Source organism: Neisseria sp. CCUG17229, assembly GCF_047839235.1.
In the GTDB taxonomy this organism is placed as follows: Bacteria; Pseudomonadota; Gammaproteobacteria; order Burkholderiales; family Neisseriaceae; genus Neisseria; species Neisseria brasiliensis.
The window spans coordinates 739253-761065 of sequence record NZ_CP181247.1 but is presented as its reverse complement, the minus strand read 5'-3'; the positions used below and the strand labels follow the sequence as shown (position 1 = coordinate 761065).

General features: G+C 50.1%; 22 protein-coding genes. 3 read left to right on the top strand and 19 right to left on the bottom strand.

The window, feature by feature from the left end:
- Nucleotides 1-9 precede the first annotated feature (9 nt).
- The 4 genes from ACM67B_RS03540 to ACM67B_RS03525 form a co-directional block, all read right to left on the bottom strand.
- Nucleotides 10-987, bottom strand: a complete 978-nt coding sequence (locus tag ACM67B_RS03540; protein WP_416190173.1) for a DNA polymerase III subunit delta' — start codon at nucleotides 985-987, stop codon at nucleotides 10-12.
- A gap of 90 nt (nucleotides 988-1077) precedes the next feature.
- On the bottom strand, nucleotides 1078-2376 hold the full coding sequence (locus tag ACM67B_RS03535) for an MFS transporter (protein ID WP_416190172.1): 1299 nt from the start codon (nucleotides 2374-2376) through the stop codon (nucleotides 1078-1080).
- Nucleotides 2373-2567: a cbb3-type cytochrome oxidase assembly protein CcoS gene (gene ccoS / locus ACM67B_RS03530; RefSeq protein WP_095502862.1), complete on the bottom strand. Its 195-nt coding sequence runs from the start codon at nucleotides 2565-2567 to the stop codon at nucleotides 2373-2375. The genes ACM67B_RS03535 and ccoS overlap by 4 nt, the downstream gene beginning before the upstream one ends.
- A complete protein-coding gene (locus ACM67B_RS03525) occupies nucleotides 2567-2884 on the bottom strand; it encodes an HLGFF motif protein (protein ID WP_416190171.1) in 318 nt (105 codons plus the stop codon). The genes ccoS and ACM67B_RS03525 overlap by 1 nt, the downstream gene beginning before the upstream one ends.
- A gap of 297 nt (nucleotides 2885-3181) precedes the next feature.
- Here ACM67B_RS03525 and ACM67B_RS03520 point away from each other — a divergent pair, with 297 nt between their 5' ends.
- Nucleotides 3182-4378 (top strand): acetate kinase, encoded by a 1197-nt coding sequence (locus ACM67B_RS03520; RefSeq protein WP_416190170.1) that lies wholly within the window; start codon nucleotides 3182-3184, stop codon nucleotides 4376-4378.
- An 807-nt stretch (nucleotides 4379-5185) separates the two neighbouring features.
- On the opposite strand, the gene ACM67B_RS03515 is transcribed toward ACM67B_RS03520, so the two are convergent.
- The 10 genes from ACM67B_RS03515 to ACM67B_RS03470 all read right to left on the bottom strand — a co-directional run bounded on the left by ACM67B_RS03515 (nucleotide 5186) and on the right by ACM67B_RS03470 (nucleotide 15623).
- A complete protein-coding gene (locus ACM67B_RS03515) occupies nucleotides 5186-6505 on the bottom strand; it encodes a DUF445 domain-containing protein (RefSeq protein WP_416190169.1) in 1320 nt (439 codons plus the stop codon).
- A 486-nt stretch (nucleotides 6506-6991) separates the two neighbouring features.
- Nucleotides 6992-7324, bottom strand: a complete 333-nt coding sequence (gene trxA, locus ACM67B_RS03510) for a thioredoxin TrxA (protein ID WP_165009972.1) — start codon at nucleotides 7322-7324, stop codon at nucleotides 6992-6994.
- A 62-nt stretch (nucleotides 7325-7386) separates the two neighbouring features.
- A complete protein-coding gene (locus tag ACM67B_RS03505; protein WP_416190510.1) occupies nucleotides 7387-8934 on the bottom strand; it encodes an ABC transporter ATP-binding protein in 1548 nt (515 codons plus the stop codon).
- Nucleotides 8935-8985: 51 nt separating this feature from the next.
- Nucleotides 8986-10536: a fatty acid--CoA ligase gene (locus ACM67B_RS03500; RefSeq protein ID WP_416190168.1), complete on the bottom strand. Its 1551-nt coding sequence runs from the start codon at nucleotides 10534-10536 to the stop codon at nucleotides 8986-8988.
- A gap of 173 nt (nucleotides 10537-10709) precedes the next feature.
- Nucleotides 10710-11732 carry an ABC transporter permease gene (locus ACM67B_RS03495; protein ID WP_416190167.1) on the bottom strand — a complete coding sequence of 341 codons (1023 nt, stop codon included), beginning with the start codon at nucleotides 11730-11732 and terminating at the stop codon, nucleotides 10710-10712.
- Nucleotides 11733-11774: 42 nt separating this feature from the next.
- The gene (locus tag ACM67B_RS03490; RefSeq protein ID WP_416190166.1) at nucleotides 11775-12080 is read right to left on the bottom strand and encodes a hypothetical protein; all 306 of its coding nucleotides are present in this window, start codon (nucleotides 12078-12080) and stop codon (nucleotides 11775-11777) included.
- Nucleotides 12081-12123: 43 nt separating this feature from the next.
- The gene (locus tag ACM67B_RS03485) at nucleotides 12124-13170 is read right to left on the bottom strand and encodes an ABC transporter permease subunit (protein WP_416190165.1); all 1047 of its coding nucleotides are present in this window, start codon (nucleotides 13168-13170) and stop codon (nucleotides 12124-12126) included.
- Between the two features lie 120 nt (nucleotides 13171-13290).
- Complete coding sequence (locus ACM67B_RS03480) at nucleotides 13291-14214, bottom strand: CobW family GTP-binding protein (RefSeq protein WP_416190164.1); 924 nt, start codon at nucleotides 14212-14214, stop codon at nucleotides 13291-13293.
- Complete coding sequence (locus ACM67B_RS03475; RefSeq protein ID WP_095503659.1) at nucleotides 14205-14675, bottom strand: Fur family transcriptional regulator; 471 nt, start codon at nucleotides 14673-14675, stop codon at nucleotides 14205-14207. The genes ACM67B_RS03480 and ACM67B_RS03475 overlap by 10 nt, the downstream gene beginning before the upstream one ends.
- Before the next feature lie 117 nt (nucleotides 14676-14792).
- Nucleotides 14793-15623 carry an SDR family oxidoreductase gene (locus ACM67B_RS03470; protein WP_416190163.1) on the bottom strand — a complete coding sequence of 277 codons (831 nt, stop codon included), beginning with the start codon at nucleotides 15621-15623 and terminating at the stop codon, nucleotides 14793-14795.
- A gap of 114 nt (nucleotides 15624-15737) precedes the next feature.
- On the opposite strand from ACM67B_RS03470, the gene ACM67B_RS03465 reads away from it, so the two are divergent.
- Nucleotides 15738-16181 carry a c-type cytochrome gene (locus ACM67B_RS03465; RefSeq protein ID WP_416190509.1) on the top strand — a complete coding sequence of 148 codons (444 nt, stop codon included), beginning with the start codon at nucleotides 15738-15740 and terminating at the stop codon, nucleotides 16179-16181.
- A 76-nt stretch (nucleotides 16182-16257) separates the two neighbouring features.
- Here the strand turns inward: ACM67B_RS03465 and ACM67B_RS03460 are convergent, their stop codons facing one another.
- The 4 genes from ACM67B_RS03460 to ACM67B_RS03445 all read right to left on the bottom strand — a co-directional run bounded on the left by ACM67B_RS03460 (nucleotide 16258) and on the right by ACM67B_RS03445 (nucleotide 20622).
- On the bottom strand, nucleotides 16258-17613 hold the full coding sequence (locus ACM67B_RS03460; protein ID WP_416190162.1) for a PFL family protein: 1356 nt from the start codon (nucleotides 17611-17613) through the stop codon (nucleotides 16258-16260).
- A gap of 15 nt (nucleotides 17614-17628) precedes the next feature.
- A complete protein-coding gene (locus tag ACM67B_RS03455) occupies nucleotides 17629-17901 on the bottom strand; it encodes an ACT domain-containing protein (protein WP_416190161.1) in 273 nt (90 codons plus the stop codon).
- Between the two features lie 213 nt (nucleotides 17902-18114).
- Complete coding sequence (gene alr, locus ACM67B_RS03450; protein ID WP_416190160.1) at nucleotides 18115-19173, bottom strand: alanine racemase; 1059 nt, start codon at nucleotides 19171-19173, stop codon at nucleotides 18115-18117.
- A 195-nt stretch (nucleotides 19174-19368) separates the two neighbouring features.
- Nucleotides 19369-20622 (bottom strand): D-amino acid dehydrogenase, encoded by a 1254-nt coding sequence (locus ACM67B_RS03445; protein ID WP_416190159.1) that lies wholly within the window; start codon nucleotides 20620-20622, stop codon nucleotides 19369-19371.
- A 131-nt stretch (nucleotides 20623-20753) separates the two neighbouring features.
- Here ACM67B_RS03445 and ACM67B_RS03440 point away from each other — a divergent pair, with 131 nt between their 5' ends.
- Nucleotides 20754-21218, top strand: coding sequence for an Lrp/AsnC ligand binding domain-containing protein (locus ACM67B_RS03440; RefSeq protein WP_416190158.1), 465 nt, complete (start codon nucleotides 20754-20756; stop codon nucleotides 21216-21218).
- Nucleotides 21219-21278: 60 nt separating this feature from the next.
- Here ACM67B_RS03440 and ACM67B_RS03435 read toward each other — a convergent pair whose 3' ends face one another.
- The gene (locus ACM67B_RS03435) at nucleotides 21279-21764 is read right to left on the bottom strand and encodes a hypothetical protein (protein WP_416190157.1); all 486 of its coding nucleotides are present in this window, start codon (nucleotides 21762-21764) and stop codon (nucleotides 21279-21281) included.
- Nucleotides 21765-21813 lie beyond the last annotated feature (49 nt).

Here is a 21813-nt window from a genome sequence, read left to right as displayed (position 1 = left end):
CCTGAACCCTTATTTATTTTGCCAAAAATTGAGATATTCAATCAGGAGATATTCAAGTTGCATTTTGACACTCAAAGTATGATGCCCGTAAGGATTGAGTTGATTCAGACGGCCTGTGAGTGCAAATAAGCGGTGTGGTTCGGTTTTGGCGGCAACAGCTGCCGATTGCGCCGCAAAATCGGGATAATAAAGCGGCGGCATGTTTTGCTGCGCCAAGCCGACATCAATCAGCCATTTTTGCAGCCAATCGATGACCACAGCCAGCGGCTGCTTTTGTTTGTCGAACGCCGCCGCATAATCCAGCATCGCCAGCAAACGCGGGGCGGCAAGTATGTTCAGCAAATCTTGGCGCGAATCATCCAACTCAGGTGCGACATCAAATAAAGGCGCACCGCTGTGAAATGCCAGCAACGAAGCGGCATTATCCACACCCTGCCTTTGCAGATAAGCCAAAGCCTCATCATGGCTCGGCGCAGGCAATACCATTTGGCGGCAGCGGCTTTTAATCGTCGGCAACAGCTTATCCCGCGCGTGCGTTACCAGCAGGAAAATCACATGCTGTGGCGGCTCTTCCAAAGCTTTGAGTAAACCATTGGCTGCCTGCACATTCATGCTTTCAGCCGGATACACCAACACCACGCGCCGCCCACCGCGCACAGCGGTGAGGTAAATATTTTCGACAATGTCGCGCACAGCATCGATTTTAATCTGCAACAATTTTCGCCCCACGCTGCCATCTTCCGGCAATTCGGGCGTGAGTTCGTAAAAATCGGGGTGGCTGTTTTGCGAAAACAAATGACACGAAGCGCATTCACCACAAGGCTGATGGTTTTCAGACGGCCTTTCACACAGCAACGCCTGTGCCACATAACGCGCAAACGCTGTTTTACCGGTATTTTCCTTACCGGTAAACAGCCACGCATTGGGTTGGTTTTGCCAATGCGCGGCAAGCTGCTGCCATTCTTGCTGGTGCCACGGATAAATCATGCGCTTGAAAATCGGGTTGAAATAAGCGTTTATTATACAGATAAACAAGAAAGGCCGTCTGAAAATTCAGACGGCCTTTAGGATGATTGATTAACTACCCTTTTTCAAAATAAACCGGGGTTCGCGTTTAATCAAATAAACCAGCAGCAACACATTACCCAGCGCCACAATCAGATACAACAAAGTAATGCTTTCAAACAGCATCAACAACACCGCGCTGAGAATCGCTGCCGTTACCATGAAAATACCGTTGACGATATTGTTGGCTGCCACGGCGTGTGCGCGGAAGGTTTCGCTGGAGGCCGTCTGAAGCCATGTGTAGAGCGGCACGGAAAAGAAGCCGCCGAAAAAGCCGATGGCCGTCATGGTCAGCATCACCGGATAAGCATTGGCTTGCGATAAAAACCACATGATGCCGTTGAGCGCAGCAAAGCGTTGGCCGTGCGTGAGCCACACCAGCAGCAAACCGCTCACCGTCAAACCGATGGCACCGACGGTGACCAGCCCCAAGCGCAAATGTTCGTGGCTGAGTTTGGCGCACAATACCGAGCCGATGGCGATGCCGATGGAAAACAGTGCCAGCATCAGGTTAAACACATTATCGTTGCCGCCCAAATGGATTTGGGTGAAGGTCGGCAATTGGGTGGTATAGACCGAGCCGACAAACCAAAACCACGAAATGCCGATAATGGCAGTGAACACGGATTTTTGCGCCACGGTTTCGCGCATTAAATCCATCGTGCCTTTGACAATGTTGAGTTCGATTTTACTATCCGGCGCTTTGGCAGGCACCGACGGCATAAACAGGCTGGTCAAGGTGCCGCAAATTGCCACCACCATCACCACAATACCAACAATGTGGGGCGGAATGCCTGCCAAAGATGTGCCTAAAATTTGGCCGAACAAAATGGCGATAAACGTGCCCGATTCAATCAGGCTGTTGCCCATCATTAATTCTTTATCATTCAGATAATCAGGCAAAATGGCGTATTTCAATGGACCGAACAAAGTCGATTGCGTGCCCATGCAAAACAGGCAAAACAGCAACAGTGGCGCGGATTGAATATAAAAACCATACGCCGCCACACTCATCACGATGATTTCCAACAATTTAATCCAGCGCGCCAACACGGCTTTATCAAAGCGGTTGCTCAATTGGCCGGACAAGGCAGAAAACAGGAAATACGGCAGGATAAACAGCAACGCGCCCAGATTCAGCATTTGGCTGGCCGGAATCCATTCGTTGCCACCCAAGCCGTAGAAGCTGATCATCACAAACAGCGCGGTTTTGAACACATTGTCGTTAAACGCGCCGAGAAACTGCGTGCCAAATAAAGGCGCAAAGCGGCGGCTGGTTTTGAAATTCAAATAATCTTTTTTTACGCTCATTTGGTGTCGTCTTTAGCGGAATCTTGTTCTTTTTCCAGCAGTTTGTCAGTGGAATCGTCGTCCATCAAAATACGGTGTGCCGGGCCTTCCAAATCGTCAAACTGGCCGTGTTTGCCCGACCACCAGAAAAAATAGCCGATAATAAAGGCCAAAATGATGCTGATCGGCACCAAAATAAACATACTTTCCATTACATCATCCCTGTTAAATCGTTTAAAACCAGCATTTGGCCGGATAAGGTCAGGTATTCGTTGCGGATGGTGCCGATGTTGGCGTCACCAGCAAAGAGTTCGACGCGGTCCTTTTCCACGCGCCAAAACAGCGGTTCGGCCACTTCCTGCCAAGGCTGCAAGGCAGCAACTGCCACTTGGTCGCGGGGCACTGCTTCGCTTTGCAACTTAACGGCAAACTGCCCGCTTTGCGGCTGCGCTTCGGATTCGTCATCGGCCAGCATGATGAAAAAGCCCAGATGCTCGCCTTGTTGAGTATGAATACTGAAATAATGCATGGTTTGTCTTTAAATCATATAAATAAAAGGCCGTCTGAAAAGCAAATCAATGTCCTCTGCCCTGACTCTTTCAAACGGCCTCCTATCTTAGCATCTTTTTGCGGATCACAGTTTGCCATTACCTGCTCTTCAATGAAGCAAACTACCTGAGCCACATCAAGATAGTCGCCCGGCAGCATTGACTTTTTATATCGAATAGACTAGCCTTTGAATGTTTTTATTAACCTGTTTCAGACGCTCTCCCCACATTTTGGCAATCATGCCACAGGCCGTCTGCAAACCTTTAGGAGCCTACAGATGTCTCAAAAATTGATTTTGGTTTTAAACTGCGGCAGTTCATCGTTAAAAGGTGCTGTTTTGGATAACGACAGCGGCGACGTGTTGCTGAGCTGCTTGGCTGAAAAGCTGGGCTTGCCTGATGCCTACATCACCTTCAAATTCAACGGCGAAAAACACAAAGTTGAATTGGCTGCCAACCCGAACCACACCGGCGCAGTGGAAGCCTTGATGGAAGAATTGAAATCACACGGCTTCGACAGCCAAATCGCTGCCATCGGCCACCGCATCGTCAGCGGCGGCGAAGAGTACAGCGAATCTACTTTGATTACCGAAGATGTGATTGCCGGTATCGAAAAATGCATCCCATTGGCACCGTTGCACAACCCTGCCAACCTGTTGGGCGTGCGTGCTGCACAAAACATTTTCAAAGGCCTGCCAAACGTGGCCGTATTCGACACCGCGTTCCACCAAACCATGCCGGAACGCGCTTACATGTATGCCGTACCGCGCGAGTTGTACAGCAAATACGGTCTGCGCCGCTATGGTTTCCACGGCACCAGCTACCGCTATGTGTCTGACGAAGCCGCCCGCTTCTTGGGTAAAGACAAAAACAATTTGCGCATGGTGATTGCCCACTTGGGTAACGGCGCATCGATTGCTGCCATTGCCAACGGCGTATGCCAAGACACCAGCATGGGCTTGACTCCGCTGGAAGGCTTGGTAATGGGTACGCGCTCAGGCGACGTTGACCCAGCGGTATTCGGTTTCTTGGCTGAAAATGCCAACATGACCATCGCGCAAGTGACCGACATGCTGAACAAAAAATCAGGCTTGCTGGGCTTGTCTGAATTGTCGAGCGACTGCCGCACCATCGAAGAAGAAGCAGCCAACGGCCACTCCGGCGCAGTATTGGCGCTGGAAGTGTTCTGCTACCGCTTGGCGAAATACATCGGCAGCATGGCGGTTGCCGCAGGCGGTTTGGACGTATTGGCCTTTACCGGCGGTATCGGTGAAAACTCTGAATTGATCCGCAGCAAAGTATTGGGCTACTTGGGCTTCTTGGGCTTGAATGTCGATCAAGATGCCAACTTGGCAGCCCGCTTCGGCAATGCCGGCGTGATTACCACTGCCGACAGCAAAGCCGTTGCCGTGGTGATTCCGACCAACGAAGAATTGATGATTGCACACGACACCGCGCGCTTGAGCGGCCTGTAATTCATCCGAAAAAGCCCTGTTGATTGCGACAGGGCTTTTTTGTATTTGTCTTAAGCAATTCAGCAAAAAAGTGGCCGTCTTGCAAGCAGGTGTGATACAGACTTCATCACCAGCTTTTCAGACGGCCTTTGCGTTTTCCGTAATAGTTTTTGGGAGATAATCGGATTTTTAAATCCTGTTGTTGTTTTGATTTGGTAAGATTCGTGTTACTTTTTTTATTCTGTAGATGTCACCACCATCCGAGGATGGTGATGACGTTTTCCCGCAATTTTATTGCTGAGTGTTGCAACGGTTTCCCGTTTTATTACTTCCGCGTAATATGTTTGCTTTTTTCATGAAGAAACCCAACAGATTGCCGTTATTTTCTTGCGCACCGTTTTGTTTCTTACTGACTATCAAGCAAAGTGCGTGCCAAAATTAATAAACCACACTTTAAATATATAATATATTGTTTTAAATATAAAAATATATAAAAATACCCACACGTCATCAAATATCCATATTACCTGATGGCACACTATTTCGGCAATATGCCTTTTTTTGTCATCTTTTTGTGATTCTCGGCAGGTATGATGTTACTTTTTTGGCACATGACAGAATTTGTCACTTTTAATAGCTATTTCCAATAAGATAAAAATAAGCAATACGCTGCCATCAAATCTTGACCTAGGCCGTCTAAAATTTTCTAAGCAACTGATTCATCAAAGAAATTCTACCTGAAAATGATTTTACTTTGTTCGATTCACCACCCCATAAACAAGGCCGTCTGAAAGTCATTTGCTTTCAGACGGCCTCAAACTTATTTTGCTATCCCAACCATTGCGACACCACATAAATCACCAGCCCGACCAAGCCGCCGACCAGTGTGCCGTTGATGCGGATATACTGCAAATCCTTGCCGACGCTGAGCTCGAGTTTTTCCACCATCTGCGCGCTGTCCCAGCTTTTCACTTTATCCGCCACAAATTGCGCCGCCTGCTCTTTGTAGCGCATCACAAAATCGCGCACCATCAGCGACAGGCGCACATCGACCCTACGCATAAACTGTGGATAGGCTTCGGCCTGTGCCAACATATGATCAACCAGCTTTTGCAATTGCGCGGCGCACAGTGAATCGGTTTTGGCCACATCATTTTCTGCCCAGTTTTGCAGCCCTTTCCAGAAACTTTCCAAGCTGTTTTGCAAGGCCGGTGATTCGGCAATCTGCATTTTGGCCGCTTCCAAACGGCGGTGCCACAAGCGTGAAGTTTGCAGCCGCTCGATAATCGCATCGTATTGCTCGTCAAAACGGCGGCGCATGGCATTGTCGTCGCCCTGCATGGCCGCGGCCAAATAACCATCCGCCCAATCCAAAGCTTTGGCAGCCGCCCAATCGTCCACTTTTTCCACCACCGTCGATTTCAGCGCGGCTTTGAATTTATCCCATGTACTCGGCGCATCGCTTTCGATTTTGGCCGCCCACTCGCGCAGGTTTTGCTCCAGCATTTCGCACGTTTCCGGATTTTTCAGCCAGCGGCGCAATTGCTTCAATAAGCCGTAATACAGGGTTTCGTGCATGCCGTGTGCTTTGAGTAAAATCAGGCCGTCTGAAAGCGTTTTGGCAATTTTTTCACCGTTGTATTGCTGCGCTAACATCATGCCGGAAAAGCGCGCCACTTGCTCGGGCTTGGCGATATTCAGCAACAGCGGAACCTGCTTAGCCGCCCACGGCAGCCATTGGCTGCACACCGATTCGCTCGCCAGCCAGCCGAGCAGCTTGTCACTCGGCTGCGCCTGATACACCCTGAGCGCAATCGGTTTGCCCTGCAAAAAGTTGTTTTCGATAAACCGCCCCAACTCATCGGCAATCCGCACCTGATTACGCGGCAAAATGGCGGTATGCGGAATCGGCAAGCCCAAAGGCCGTCTGAACAGCGCGGTCACGGCAAACCAATCGGCCAGTGCGCCCACCATCGCCGCTTCGGAAAAGGCTTTCACATACGCGAGCCAAGGATAATGCTTGAGATACAGCGTGGACAACACAAACAACATACAAGCGGCCAGCAGCAAGCCGGTTGCCCAGCGGCGGCTGCGACGCAACCGCGTTTTGGCCTGCGCCAAGCGCACTTCTGCCGATAATGTGTGCATAATGTTCCTTTATATGGCAACCGATAATGAAATTATAACGTAGGCCGTCTGAAACCGCTTGCCCTCATTTGCTTAATTTTTAATCATGGTATTTTTATGTTGAGATTTCATTAAGATAGATGAGTTATCAACAGAATGCACACAATGCTTGCCAGCGATACTGTGATCAAACACAATCCCCGCTTAAATTTTAAGCAGAATTATTTTTCGTTTATCTTTCAATAGACAAGGAGATTTATACACAGGCTGCACACAGTTTTGATGATGGGAATTGTGTGTTTTTTATTTCAGACGGCCTTGTTTTCCATATTATCAATCTGCTTAAATTTTAAGCAATTTATTTTTTCATATATCTTTCAACGCTCAAAACTACTTTTCCACAGCTTGCTGACAGCTTGTCTCAATATTCTGTCTATATCTTTTCTACAGCAAAAAGGCCGTCTGAAACCATATGGTTTCAGACGGCCTTTTAAACTCACTCAAAAATTAAGCGATAGATGCATCCAAGAATGCAGTCAATTGGCCTTTTGCCAACGCGCCCACTTTAGTGGCTACGTTTTGACCGTCTTTGAATACCATCAAAGTCGGGATACCACGCACGCCGAATTGGTTCGGGGTGTTTTGGTTGTCGTCGATGTTGATTTTAACCACTTTCACTTTACCTTGGTATTCAGCGGCAACATCGTCCAAAATCGGGGCAATCATTTTGCAAGGGCCGCACCATGGTGCCCAGAAATCCAACAATACCGGCACGTCTGATTTCAAAACGTCTTGTTCGAAGTTGGCATCAGTGGTGTGTACAATCAGTTCGCTGCTCATAGTGTTTCCTTTCAGATGAGGGTTTTTGTATATTTGCAGAATAGGGCTAATGGCGGAAAATTTCAAGCCCCTGCGTGCAACAATAGATTTTGCGTATAAGCGGCATGAGGATTTGCAAACACCGCGTCCAAATCCCCTTCTTCGACAATCTGCCCGTCTTTCAACACCATCACACGGTGCGACAAGGCGCGAATCACCGCCAAATCATGGCTGATGATGATGAGGCTCAAGCCGTGCTGACGCTGCAAATCGGCTAGCAAGGCCAAAATCTGCTGCTGCCATTGCACATCAAGCGCGCTCGTCGGCTCGTCGAGCACCAAAATTTTCGGGCGCACGATAATCGCGCGTGCAATGGCGAGACGTTGGCGTTGGCCGCCGGAGAACGCATGGGGATAACGCGTCATCACATCTTCAGGCAACCCGACTTGGCGCAAGGTTTCCTCCACTCGTGCGTGCATGGTTTCGCGGCTCAGCTGCGGCTCGTGTACGCGTAAGGCTTCGGCCACAATATCAAACACATTCATGCGCGGATTAAATGCGCCGAATGGGTCTTGAAACACCATTTGGATGTCTTTACGCAATTCAGGCCGCCATGCTTGCCCGCTGATTTTCAGACGGCCTTCCGACTCCATCAAACGCATTACCGCTTTGGCCAGCGTGGTTTTGCCGCTGCCGCTCTCGCCGATAATGCCCAAGGTTTCGCCCGCTTTCAAATGAAAATCCAATGGCTGAAGCAGCGTTTTGCGGCGTTTCTTAAACCAACCGGCCTGCTCTTTTACCGACACGCTGATGGCTTCGCCTTCCAACACCGTCGCAGGATTTTGCGGCAAATCCACCACCTGCCGCACCGCGCCGGCATTGAGCAGCATTTTGGTGTATTCATGTTGAGGCCGTCTGAACACGTCTTCCACGCTACCCTGCTCGACAATGCGGCCATGCTGCATCACTACCACGTCATCGGCAAAACGGCGCACCAAATTCAAATCGTGGCTGATGTACACCAAAGTCATGCCGCGCGCCTGTTGCAAGCGCGACAATAAATCAAGAATCTGCGCCTGCACTGCCACATCCAGCGCGGTAGTCGGCTCATCGGCAATCAACAGTTTCGGTTCTGCCGCCACCGCCATCGCAATCATCGCCCGCTGCCGCTGCCCGCCCGATAATTGAAACGGATAGGCAAAGGCTTTTTCTTCGGGCTGCTGAATGCCGGTTTCACGCAAAAGTTCGATGGCGCGCGCCCATGCCTGTTTGGCGGTCAATCCCAAATGCAGGGTCAACACTTCGGCAATTTGTTTGCCCACGCGCATCACGGGGTTTAAGGCCGTCATCGGCTCTTGGAACACCATGCCGATGTCGTGACCGCGCAGCTTTTGCAGATTACGCTCAGGCAGCGTCAACAAATCCGTGTCTTCAAATTTCAGACGGCCTGTCAACGATACCGCCGGATTCAGCTGCATGATGCCCTGCGCCAACACGGTTTTGCCACTGCCGCTCTCGCCGACAATCGCCAGCTTGCGCCCGGCTTGCACGGTGAGGTTGATGTCGTGCAACACCTGCTTGCCCGGGAATGAAGCATTGAGATTTTCGATGTGTAAAATCGGGGTCATGATGGATTCCATAGCATAAAAGCGTGATTGGCCAACCACGCTTTTCAGACGGCCTTATCCGGCCGATTGCTCTGCTTGCAACTGCTGCTTCAATATGCGTTTCAACACCTTGCCGGTGGCGTTTTTTGGCAGCTCGTCTTTAAAATAAATGTGCTTGGGCACTTTAAAATTCGCCAGATTTTTACGCAAATAAGCGCGCACTTCTTTTTCATCCAGCGTCATTTTGTCTTTGATCTGCACAAAAGCAACGATTTCTTCATCAGCATATTGGTCTTTCACACCAATCACCGCCGCTGCTTCCACCGCATCCATTTTATACAGCACTTCTTCAATCTCGCGCGGATAAATGTTTTGGCCTTTGGAAATAATCAAATCTTTTTTGCGGTCGACAATGAAAATAAAGCCATCATCATCAATCTGCACCAAATCGCCTGTGCGCAGCCAGCCGTTGACAATCGCTTCATCGGTTGCGCCCGGCATATTCAGATAACCCTGCATCACCGCATCGCTTTTGACGATGAGTTCGCCTACACCGCCTTTTTCTACTTCCATCAATTCGTCGTCAACCGCTTTGATTTGGTAGCCCGGTAAAGGTTTTCCCACGCTGCCGACTTTTTGCTGCTCTAGTGTGTTGACAGAAACCACCGGCGAACACTCACTCAAGCCATAACCTTCAATCAGCTTGGCTTTGGGGAACTTGGCCTTAAAATCCAAAATGGTTTGTTCGGCTAAAGGTGCACCGCCGCTGACAAACAGGCGCACGCGGTTGAACCAGCGGAAATACCACGGAATTTTCGCCTTACCCATTGCAGTGTAAATCGCCGGCACACCCAAGAAAATGGTCGCGCGCTTGAGCAAAACCTGTTTCAACACATTGGAAAACGGAAACACCGATTTCACCAAAATAATCGAGCAGGCCATATAAATCGGCAGCAACACCATCGCCGTCAGCGTGAAACTGTGGAACATCGGCAGGAACACGACAAAGCGGTCTTTACGCGAAATTTTAAACACCTGCTCCACGCCTTGCAGATTGGAAAACAGGTTTTTATAGGTAATCAGCGCACCCTTAGGATGACCCGTGGTGCCCGATGTGTAGATAATGTGCGCCAAATCATCAATGGCGGGCTGATGGCTTAAATCCGGCTTTTCCGGAAACGACAAAGCCGCCGAAAAATGGCCGTGTTTTGGATTAGCCAACGGTTTATCGCCGATCCAAATGATTTTCTCCAGCTTGGTTTTGTCTTCCAAGCCTTTGATTTCTTTCAGGCCGTCTGAAGCAAACAAAAACTTGGCACCGCAATCATTGAGAATATAGGCAAATTCATCGTTTTTCAAAAACGTGTTCATTGGCACCGCCACTGCGCCCAGCGCCGTAACAGCAAAGTAAGCCACGATAAATTCAGGTGAATTCGATACCGCCAGTGCCACTTTGTCGCTAAACTTTACATCAATGCTTTGCAAATAAGCGGAGACCGCATCGACTTTCTGCTTAAGCTCGCGATAGCTGATTTTTTCCTGATCATTGAAAATAGCTGTATTTTTGGCGGATTTATGGTTTGCCGCCGACAACATTTGGTAAAAATTACAATAAAGATAATTCATAAAGTTTTCTTATTGGAATGATTTGATATGCCCAGCATGAACGCCCGTTGGCGAGCCGCCTGTATTTTATAGAATCGGCATAAAGAAAGTAAGGCATCTCGCGTAAAAACAAGCAAGTTCTGATGAGATTTTCGGCAAACAGGCAAGATTATTCAGCAAAGGCCGTCTGAAAATCAATTCCGTGCCCGCACGTCAAACGCATGGCGCAAGCCTTCGCCGACCATTACCAACAGCAGCAACATCACGGTCAACGCGCCAACTGCCGACAAGCCTATCCACCATGCATCAAGATTATCTTTGCCCTGCGCCAACAGTTCGCCCAAGCTGGCTTGCGAAGCGGGTACGCCCAATCCTAAAAAATCCAAACTGGTTAAAGCCAATACCGCGCCGGAAATACGGAACGGCAAAAATGCCAACACCGGCGTGAGGCTGTTGGGCAGAATGTGCCGCCACATAATCGTGCCGTTGCCCACGCCCATGCTTTTTGCCGCCAGCACATAATCGGCCTGACGGTTTTTCAAAAATTCGGCGCGGACATAGTCCGACAAGCCCATCCAGCCGAACAGCGACAACAGCAGCAATAGAATCAGCAAGCTCGGATTAAAAAACGACGACAAAATAATCAGCAAATAAAGCTCAGGCAAGCCGCCCCAGATTTCCAAAAAACGCTGAATCAGCAAATCGGTTTTGCCGCCGAAATAGCCTTGCACCGCGCCCATCACCACGCCGATAAATGTGGTGATGGCGGTCAAAGCCAAGGCGAACAGCAGCGAATCGCGGAAACCGTACACCAAACGCGCCAACACATCGCGGCCACGGTCGTCCGTGCCCAGCCAATGCCGTTCAGACGGCCTCGCCGGATCGGGTTCGGTATCGAAATCGTTTAAAGTGTTGGCGGCGTAAGGATTGGGCAGGTAAAAGGCGAAATTGCCGTCGGACGTGATGTTTTGGCGGATTAAGGGGTCGAGATAATCGGTAGGCGTATCGAAATCACCGCCGAATTCGGTTTCATGATAAGTGTTGACGAGCGGAAAATAGGTCTTGCCCTGATATTGAATCCACAGCGGCTTATCGTTGCTCCACAGCGGCGCGGCCAACGCCACGGCAAACAGCACCGCCAGCACGCGTAACGCCAACCAACCGCGCTTGTGCTGCTTAAAAGCCTGCCATGTGGGATTTTGGGAAAGTGTCTTCATCGTTGTGCTTTTGAGGCCGTCTGAAAGGTTTCAGACGGCCTGTTACCATTCTTTTTCATGCAGTAAAAAATCTGCCCGCTTGCCGTCATCGGTCGTAATCGTAATCTCAATATCGTTATCCAAGCGCCAGCGGCGATCGGTTACTTTGCCCAATATTTTCGACTGACCTGTTTCATATGTAATGATGTATTGGTTTTTATCGTTGACGCTGCACATTCCGCCGCAGCAAGTCCAGTTGGATAATTCCAAAGAATCACCGCCTATCGGCCTTGCCCATACTTCACCGGTAATGGCTTGATTAGTGGTGCGGTATTGGGCATAAACCCAGCCAACAGCAAATATAGCCAACACCATACCCAGAAAATTTTGCGCTTCCTACCCATGTATCGCCCTATTTCTGCCCGCCAAAATGAATGCGCGGATCCACCCACGAATAAGAAATATCCGACAACAATTTCGCCAGCAGCCCCATCAGCGTGAACACATACAGTGTCCCCATCACCACCGGATAATCGCGCTTCATTACCGCTTCGTATGACAACAAGCCCAGCCCGTCGAGCGAAAACAGCGTTTCAATTAGCAGGCTGCCGGTGAAAAACGCGCCGATAAAGGCGGCAGGAAAGCCGGTAATCAGCGGAATCATGGCATTGCGGAACACGTGCTTCCACAAAATCTGCTTTTCCGGCAAGCCTTTGGCACGGGCGGTATAGACATATTGACGGCGGATTTCTTCGAGAAATACGTTTTTGGTCAACACCGTCATCACCGCCAGATTACCGGCCACCGAAGCGGTAATCGGCAAGGCCATGTGCCACAGATAATCTTTGATTTTGGCAAACGTACTGAAATTTTCCCAATCATCGCTCACCAAACCGCCCTGCGGAAACCACGAAAAAAAGCTACCGCCGCCAAACAACACCAGCAACACCAAACCCAACACAAACGGCGGAATGGTATAGCCGACCAACACCACCATGCCGGTGACCATATCAAAACGGCTGCCGTCGCGCACCGCCTTGGCAATGCCGAGCGGAATACAAATCAGATAGGTCAGGAAAAACGTCCATAGCCCCAAGCTCATCGACACGGGCATTTTTTCTTTCACCAATTCAAACACCGTTTGATGATGAAAAAAGCTCTCGCCCAAATCAAAGCGGGCAAAACGGCCGACCATCTCGACAAAACGCGTCAACGGCGGCTTGTCAAACCCATAAAGCGCATTCAACGCCGCCATGTCATCGGCGCTTAAGTTGCCCGATTTCATCATATTCGCCGCACCGCTGCCCGCTTCACCCACCGCCGCGCTTTGGGTCAACTGCTGCACCATCTGCTCCACTGGCCCGCCGGGTACGAATTGGATAATCGCAAACGTTACCGCCAGAATACCGAGCAGCGTGGGGATTAACAGTAACAAGCGTTGGAAAATATAACGCCACATGGGATTTGCTTTCTTGAGTGTTGAGGCCGTCTGAAAAAGGTTTAAGGTTTTCAGACGGCCTTGTTGCGCTTATCAATGGCTCAATAATGTGTTTGCCGTGTATTAACTGTTCAAACGGCCTTACTCCATCGCTTCATTCAATTTCTGCTGAATCAAATCCGCATCAAACGATTTGGCAATCAGTTCAAAACGCGAATCACGTCGCCATGAAACTTGGTTGGCGCCCCACTGGCCGTCCACCCAATTGAGCCACACCCATGTGCCAAGCACTTGGAACACACCTTTGGCGCGCACTAAACCTTCGGTCATTTTCGGCAGGTCGTTGAAAAAGTGGGTCAGGCGTTCGCCGTCAAATTCTTTACCGGCAGGGAAAGTGAAGCCTTCGGATTGGAAACCCATGGTGTTGTCGGGCAAGGCTTTGATGCGGTAGCGTGATTTTTCCACCACCGGAATATCCAGCCATTGGATATCAAGCTGGGCATTTTCCACTTCAACCACTTTGGCTTTGGGCGGGAACAATTTGGCCGCTTTGTCGTGGAATTCGGCCATTTGCTCAGGCGTGCACAAATCGGTTTTGCTGGCCACCAGTACATCACACACGCCGATTTGGTCTTTATACAGGGCTTGGTTGGCGTAATTCGGGTCAATGAATTGGCGCGGATCGACCACGGTAAACACAGCGGCAATTTCCACCAAATCTTTCAACGGCGGCGCTTTGAGTTCATCAATCACGCTGGCGGCGTGTGCCAAACCGCTGGCTTCAATCATCAGGCGGTCGGGCTCAGCATCGCGCAACATTTTTTGCACGGTGCTGCCCATTTGTGCACCGGCGGTACAACACAGGCAACCGCCGGCGATTTCGGCCACGGGAATACCGTCGTCGCTCAATACTGCGCCGTCGATGCCGATTTCGCCAAATTCATTGACGATAATCACCCATTTTTCATTCGGGTCTTTTTGCGCCATCAGGCTTTTGAGCGCGGTGGTTTTGCCGGTACCCAAGAAGCCGGAAATCAGGTGGACTTTGGTTTTCTTTACTGACATTTCTTGCAGATTCCTGTTAAAACAACGTGTTCTTCTTTCAAGGCAAAGCCACTTTCGGCCACACCGGCGCGCAAGGCCGTCCATTCTTGGCTTAAGGTTTGCTCATCGACCGCGCCGCATTCGGTGCACACCAAAATAAACGCGCTGTGGTGGGTGGCGATTTCTTCGTCGTCATGGCAATGGTCGCCGCACTCATGCTGCGCGTGGCTGCACAATACATAACCATTCACCGCCGCCACTTTGTGCAACACGCCCTGCTCCGCCCAAAAATCTAAGGCGCGGTAGGCGGTAGGCGGTGCGACCACGCCTTCGCTTTGCTGCTGCATCAGCGACAACACATTGTAGGCTTTAATCACACCGGTTTGCTGCAACACGATATCCAGCACCTGCTCGCGCAAAGCAGTCACCTGCGCGCCATCAATGCGGGCTTGTTCTAAAATTTTCTGTTTCAAAGGATTCATAACGGGCTTTCAGACGGCCTTTTCAGATGGCCTTATTATAGCGTGTTTGTTTATATTCAGATACATCAAGGCCGTCTGAAAACCTTATGCTGCTTTCAGACGGCCTGTGAGGAAAACTTATTTAAACCACGATTTGATTTTGCCGAATAATGATGTGCTTTGTTTCTCGAAGCTCTCTTCGGTCACCGCCACGGCAGTGGTTTCGTCTTTGGTGACTTTGAGCGGGTTAAACGTTTGCGCCACCGGCATGATTTCAATAGCATTGACATTCATGTGCGCCGGACGCTGATACAGCCACAAAGCGGTGTCGGCAATGTCTTGCGGGCGGATAAACTGCACGTTTTTATACAAATCGGCCGCGCGTTCGTCGTCGCCTTTAAAGCGCACATTGGAAAACTCGGTATCGCCGCACAAGCCCGGCTCAATGTTGGTGACGCGGATGTTTTTGCCCGCCAAATCGGCGCGCAAATTCAGGCTGAACTGGCGCACAAATGCTTTGGTCGCACCATACACATTGCCGCCCGGATAAGGGTAAGTACCGGCAATCGAACCCAGATTCATGATGTAGCCCTGATTGCGTTCCACCATCTGCGGCAACACTTGGCGTGTGAGAAAGGTCAGGCCGATGATGTTGGTTTGAATCATGGTTTCCCAATCACCAAAATCGGCTTTATCGGCATTGTCTAAGCCTAAAGCCAAACCGGCATTGTTGATCAGGCAGTCGATTTCGCTGAAGTTTTCCGGCAAGCTGTCGAGCGCGTTGCGGATGGATTCGGTTTTGGATACGTTCATTTCCAGCGCGTAGAACTGGCCGCCCAATTCATCAGCCAAGGCCTGTAATTTATCCAAACGGCGCGCCGCACCGATGACATGGTAGCCCGCCGCCACAAAACTGCGGCACATCGCCTCGCCAAATCCGGCCGAAGCACCGGTAATCAAAATCGCCATACTGTTTCCTTTCGTTTTTCACACGGTTTCAGGTATGATTGCATCATCTTATTTTTTCAGACGGCCTTACCGTCTTTCATCAAAACAATCATACCACAAGGACACACCATGAAAATCAAAACTTCCCTGATTTTAGCCGCTGCTTTTACCCTTTCCGCCTGCGGCGGCGCACCAGCCGAGCCTAAAGGCGCGATTTCCGAAGACCGTACCGCCGCGTTCAAATCGATGATGCCTGAATTCATGAGCATGGGCAAAATGGTGAAAGGCGAAGAAACATACGTGGTCGAAACCTTCAAAGCCAACGCTGCCAAATTTGCCGAAAGCAGCAAAAAGCCATTTGAGCATTTCCAATCCGACCCGCAAGGCAACGGCGATGCCCTGCCGGCTATCTGGGAAGATGAAGCCAAATTCAAAGCCGAAGAAGAAAAATTCCACGTAGCCGTGGCCAAGCTCAATGAAGCGGCACAAGGTGGTAATTTAGACACCATCAAAGTCGCTTACGGCGAAGTGGGCGCAAGCTGCAAATCGTGTCATGATGTGTACCGCAAGCCGAAATAAACTGGGTGAATCATAAATAAAAGGCCGTCTGAATCTTCAGTCGGCCTTTTCGCTTTATTTACAGCAGGTTGAAGGATTAGTTTTTCATCGATTGCACCGGTGCAGGAATGCGTCCGCCACGGTTGACGAAGACTTCGCATGATCCGTCTTTCACCGGCATAATCGGTGCGTAGCCCAATAAGCCACCAAACTCAACACTCTCGCCCACGCCTTTGCCGGTTACCGGAATGATGCGCACAGCGGTGGTTTTGCTGTTGATCATGCCGATGGCGGCTTCGTCGGCGATGATGCCACAAATAGTATGCGCAGGGGTATCGCCCGGTACGGCAATCATGTCCAGACCAACCGAACACACTGCGGTCATGGCTTCGAGTTTATCCAAGGTCAACACGCCCGCTTCGGCGGCGGCAATCATGCCTTCGTCTTCGGAAACCGGAATAAATGCGCCGCTCAAGCCGCCGACAGCGCTTGATGCCATCATGCCGCCTTTTTTCACAGCGTCATTTAATAAAGCCAAAGCGGCGGTGGTGCCGTGCGTGCCACACACGCTCAAGCCCATTTCTTCCAAAATGCGGGCAACGGAATCGCCAACGGCCGGAGTAGGCGCCAAAGACAAATCCAAAATACCGAACGGAATATTCAGCATTTTAGACGCTTCGTGGCCAATCAATTCGCCCACACGGGTGATTTTAAAGGCGGTTTTTTTCACCACTTCGGCCACTTCGGTCAAAGTCGTCGCGTTGGAATTTTCCAAAGCGGCTTTCACCACGCCCGGACCGGACACGCCGACGTTGATAATCGCATCCGCTTCGCCCGAGCCGTGGAACGCGCCCGCCATAAACGGATTGTCTTCTACCGCATTACAGAACACCACGATTTTGGCGCAGCCGAAACCTTCCGGCGTAATCTCGGCGGTGTGTTTGATGGTTTCGCCCGCCAATTTCACCGCATCCATATTGATGCCGGCGCGGGTCGAGCCGATATTAATCGAAGCGCATACGATGTCGGTCGTCTTCATCGCTTCCGGAATCGAGCGAATCAACACTTCATCAGAAGGCGACATGCCTTTTTGCACCAAGGCAGAAAAACCGCCGATAAACGACACGCCGATGGCTTTGGCGGCTTTATCCAAGGTTTGCGCCACGCTGACATACGAATCGGCTTTGGTGGCGGCTGCGATTTGGGCGATTGGGGTCACCGAAATGCGCTGGTTCACAATCGGCACGCCGTATTTGGTCGACAAATGTTTGGCGGTAGACACCAAATCTTTGCCGATGGTGGTGATTTTGTTGTAGATATTTTGGTTTAACTCATCGATATCGCTACTGATACAGTCGTGCAAATCGATGCCGATGGTGATGGTGCGCACGTCAAAATTCTGGTCGGCGACCATTTTGACGGTTTCTAAAATCTCGTTAGACTGAATGCTCACGTTAACGCCTCCTGATTAAATGCGGTGCATGGCTTGGAAGATTTCTTCGTTTTGCATGCGGATGTCGAGCGCGAGCTTTTTGCTTTCTTTGGCAAACAAATCCAACATTTCTTGGCGCGATTTCGGGCATTTGGCGGTATCGACCAGAATAATCATGGTAAAGAAATCGTCCATCAGCTGCTGGCTGATGTTGAGAATATTGAGTTGGTTTTCAGCCAGAATTTTAGAAACATCGTAAACGATACCGACGCGGTCTTTGCCGATGACGGTCACAACAGAATTGCTCATGGGGATTCCTTTGATGATGGTAAAAAATGTCAACGTTAATTCAGTGGCTTAAGCGGTTAGACAGCAGGCCGTCTGAATCTTTGCGAATGTGCGCATTATAGCATTCTTCAGACGGCCTGAGATTCAGTTGTTAATAATGATATGGTTGAAGCACCATATTTCTTCCGACCAACAAAAAGCCGTCTGATGTTTCAGACGGCCTTGCTCAATCCTTCACTCGGAATAAGTAAATTTCGCGCGCTTGATGTTGCACAGCAATTCATACGGAATCGTGCCGGCGGCTTCGGCTACTTCGTTGATGTTGACCACATCGCCCCACAATTCGACTTCGCAACCCAAGCCTTCTTTGGACGCTTCCAGCTCGACGGTAATCATGTCCATCGACACGCGCCCGATGATGCGGCTGCGTTGACCTTCGACAGCAATTGGCGAACCGGTTGATGCGCGGCGCGGATAACCGTCGGCGTAACCGCAGGCAATCAGGCCGACACGGGTGGATTTAGACGTGTAAAACGTGGCACCATAGCCAATCGGCGAATGCGGCTGCAATACGCGTTCGCCGAATACGCGCGAAGTCAGGCGCATCACCGGTTTCAAACGCTCATCGACACCGCCAAACGGCGACACGCCATACAAAGCCAGCCCCGCTCTGCCCCAATCGCGGCGCGCTTCAGGCACATTCAAAATCGCCGGTGAATTGGCCAAACTTTCTTCGCCCGCCAAGCCTTCACAGCCCAAATCAAAGGCTTCAATCTGCATTTCAGTCATACCGTTTTCCGGCTCGTCGGCGCAAGCAAAATGGCTAAATTTCACAATATCGGCAACATGTGTGCATTGTTTCAACGCGGTGTAGGCGGCGGCGTAATTGTGCGGGAAAAAGCCGGTGCGGTGCATGCCGGAATCCATTTTCAGCCACACGGTTACCGGATGTTGCCACTCGTGATGCACCAAGCCTTCCAACTGCCATTGGTTGCCCACCGCCGGCCAAAGTTTGTATTCGTCGATGCGGGCATATTCGGCCACGTCAAATACCCCTTCCAGCAACACAATCGGGTTATCGATTCCACTTTCGCGCAATTCGATGGCTTCTTCCAACGTCGCCACGGCGAAACCGTCGGCCAAATCGGATAAAGCATGGGCGCAACGCACCGCACCGTGGCCGTAGGCATTGGCTTTAATCACCGCTAAGAGTTTGTTGCCGTGGATATTTTTTAAGGTTTGGTAATTGTGGCGCAGATGATCCAAACGGATTTCAGCTTGTAAGGGGCGCATGTTTTGTCCTTTGTTTTAGTCGGTTCAGCCAGAAGAAATAAATCTGTATTCCCCAGCCGACGGCCTTTTTCAGACGGCCTGAACATTATTTATTATAGGCCGATTGTATTGTTTTTCAAATATGGAAAAGCACTGAAGGCCGTCTGAACATCAATTGAATATTTCAGACGGCCTATCGTTTCAGACGGCCTCAATTCAGACGTAGCGTGCCATGCCTAAATCGTCGGTGCGGATTTCAGGCGCAATTTCGCTCACCAAATCGGCGGTGATGCGGCCGGAGCCGAGCGACATCGTCCAGCCCAAAGTACCGTGACCGGTGTTTAAGAATAAATTTTCGTATCGCGTTGCACCGATGATGGGCGTGCTGTCGGGCGTCATCGGGCGCAAACCGCTCCAGAACATGGCTTTGGCCACATCGCCGCCTTGCGGATACAAATCCTGCACCACCAAAGCCAAGGTTTCACGCCGCTCTTGCGGCAACTTGATTTCGTAGCCCGACAATTCGGCCATGCCGCCGACACGGATGCGGTCGTTGAAGCGGGTGATGGCGACTTTGTAGGTTTCGTCCAAAATCGTCGATACCGGCGCTTCGTCGCCGTTGATAACCGGCACGGTGAGCGAATAGCCTTTTACCGGATAAATCGGCAAATCCAAGCCCAATTGCGCCATCACCGTGCGGCTGAAGCTGCCCAAGCAGCACACGAAACGGTCGGCTTCAAAGCGCTGGCCGTTGGCGATAACGGCGGTAATATTGCGGCCTTGATGTTCGATGCACTCAATGTTGTGTTCAAATTTGAACACCGCGCCCTTGGCTTCACATAAGGCTTGCAAACGTTGGGTAAAAAGATGGCAATCGCCCGTGCTGTCGTTGGGCAGATGCAAGGCACCGGCGATTTTATCTAAAGCATGGCGCAAAGCAGGCTCGAATTGCAGGCATTCTTCCGGCTGCAAACGTTGATACGGCACACCATATTCCGCCAACACTTCAATATCTTTTGCCGCAGCGGCCACTTCTTTTTGCGTGCGGAAAATCTGCAATGTGCCTTTATGGCGGCCTTCAAAATCCAAACCGGTTTCTGCTTCAAAACGGCGGAACATTTCGCGGCTGTATTCGGAAATGCGCACCATGCGTTCTTTATTGGTTTGGTAACGCTCGGTGGTGCAGTTTTGCAGCATGCTCATCAGCCATTGCCATTGAAAGCGGCTGCCATCTGGCTTCAAAATCAAAGGCGAATGCGGCCGAAACAGCCATTTGGCCGCTTTGGCAGGAATGCCGGGCGCTGCCCAAGGCGTGGTGTAGCCATAGGAAAGCTGGCCGGCATTGGCAAAACTGGTTTCCATTGCCGCTGCTTCTGCCCGGTCAATTACCGTTACCTGATGGCCTTTTTCCAATAAATACCAAGCCGTTGCGATGCCGGTCACACCAGCACCCAAAACCACTACGTTCATATTTCTCCATTATTTTTATACGAAATAAATGTAGTGTAGTGTAGTTGATTTTTATCAGGATATTTCACTTTATTTTTTCAGTTTTATAAATTATTATCCTGAAAATTAATTTTTAAAAAGTGATTTTAACCATGAAGGAATTGGATAAAACTGATTTGAAAATCTTAAAATTATTGCAGCAAAACGCGCGCATTCCGATGACCGAATTGGCCGAAAAAGTCGGTTTATCCACCACGCCGGTAACCGAGCGCGTGCGCCGTTTGGAACGCGATCATTTTATCACCGGCTATCATGCCCATCTGAATCCGCATGCGCTCGGGCAAAGTTTGTTGGTATTTGTGGAAATCAAATTGCGCTCGAAATCGGGCAATATTTTTGAAGACTTCCGCCGTGAAGTCGCGCATATTCCGCAGATTTTGGAATGCCATTTGGTATCGGGCGAATACGATTATCTGATTAAAGTGCGTCTGCCGGATATGTCGGCTTATCGCGATATGCTGGGTAATATTCTGCTGCAACTGCCCGCCGCTGCCGAGAGCCGCAGCTATGTGGTGATGGAAGAAGTGAAAGAAATGCCGATGTTGAATTTGGATTGAATAAATGAAAGGCCGTCTGAAAAAATCAATTTCAGACGGCCTTTTGTATTAATAAATTCATCAACGACAAACTGCAGCCACAATATTCTCGGTATAACCCGTTTTACCCCATACCTGTTTGGCGGGGTCGGCAATATCCGATTGCAATTGGTTCTGGCAGTCTATCCACACCGGCAAGGTTTGCGCGCTCATGCGACGCTCAAAGAAATACAAATTGGCGCGGCGGATGTTGCGCGCTTGATCGACGGTTTCCACGTTGGCGGTATCGACGGCAACAAATTTCAACACCTGCGGCTTAACATACGACCACGGCTTGTAAAAAGCGGTTTCAGGAATTTCGGCAACCACTTTGGTTTCAGACGGCAATCGCGAACGGGTATGCTCAAACCAAGTGTATTCGCTGAATACCTGAAACCCGATCATGCCCAAACCGGCCGCAGCAGGAATCAGCCATTTGGGTAATTTTTTAAACATCGTGCGCAAAATCAGCGCGATACCTGCAGCACCGAAACCGGCAGTAATGGTGGCAATCAGTTCCCACAGCATAAGCGTTCCTTTGATGTGTTGTTGTTTTCAGACGGCATGATAGGTGTTT

Coding starts and splice junctions, on each gene's coding strand:
- ACM67B_RS03495 (WP_416190167.1), bottom strand. CDS start 11,732: ATGAAGACACTTTCCCAAAATCCCACATGGCAGGCTTTTAAGCAGCAC.
- ACM67B_RS03440 (WP_416190158.1), top strand. CDS start 20,754: ATGAAGGAATTGGATAAAACTGATTTGAAAATCTTAAAATTATTGCAG.
- ACM67B_RS03485 (WP_416190165.1), bottom strand. CDS start 13,170: ATGTGGCGTTATATTTTCCAACGCTTGTTACTGTTAATCCCCACGCTG.
- trxA (WP_165009972.1), bottom strand. CDS start 7,324: ATGAGCAGCGAACTGATTGTACACACCACTGATGCCAACTTCGAACAA.
- alr (WP_416190160.1), bottom strand. CDS start 19,173: ATGCGCCCCTTACAAGCTGAAATCCGTTTGGATCATCTGCGCCACAAT.
- ACM67B_RS03475 (WP_095503659.1), bottom strand. CDS start 14,675: ATGAATCCTTTGAAACAGAAAATTTTAGAACAAGCCCGCATTGATGGC.
- ACM67B_RS03500 (WP_416190168.1), bottom strand. CDS start 10,536: ATGAATTATCTTTATTGTAATTTTTACCAAATGTTGTCGGCGGCAAAC.
- ACM67B_RS03455 (WP_416190161.1), bottom strand. CDS start 17,901: ATGAGCAATTCTGTTGTGACCGTCATCGGCAAAGACCGCGTCGGTATC.
- ACM67B_RS03525 (WP_416190171.1), bottom strand. CDS start 2,884: ATGCATTATTTCAGTATTCATACTCAACAAGGCGAGCATCTGGGCTTT.
- ACM67B_RS03435 (WP_416190157.1), bottom strand. CDS start 21,764: ATGCTGTGGGAACTGATTGCCACCATTACTGCCGGTTTCGGTGCTGCA.
- ccoS (WP_095502862.1), bottom strand. CDS start 2,567: ATGGAAAGTATGTTTATTTTGGTGCCGATCAGCATCATTTTGGCCTTT.
- ACM67B_RS03520 (WP_416190170.1), top strand. CDS start 3,182: ATGTCTCAAAAATTGATTTTGGTTTTAAACTGCGGCAGTTCATCGTTA.
- ACM67B_RS03480 (WP_416190164.1), bottom strand. CDS start 14,214: ATGTCAGTAAAGAAAACCAAAGTCCACCTGATTTCCGGCTTCTTGGGT.
- ACM67B_RS03445 (WP_416190159.1), bottom strand. CDS start 20,622: ATGAACGTAGTGGTTTTGGGTGCTGGTGTGACCGGCATCGCAACGGCT.
- ACM67B_RS03540 (WP_416190173.1), bottom strand. CDS start 987: ATGATTTATCCGTGGCACCAGCAAGAATGGCAGCAGCTTGCCGCGCAT.
- ACM67B_RS03535 (WP_416190172.1), bottom strand. CDS start 2,376: ATGAGCGTAAAAAAAGATTATTTGAATTTCAAAACCAGCCGCCGCTTT.
- ACM67B_RS03515 (WP_416190169.1), bottom strand. CDS start 6,505: ATGCACACATTATCGGCAGAAGTGCGCTTGGCGCAGGCCAAAACGCGG.
- ACM67B_RS03470 (WP_416190163.1), bottom strand. CDS start 15,623: ATGGCGATTTTGATTACCGGTGCTTCGGCCGGATTTGGCGAGGCGATG.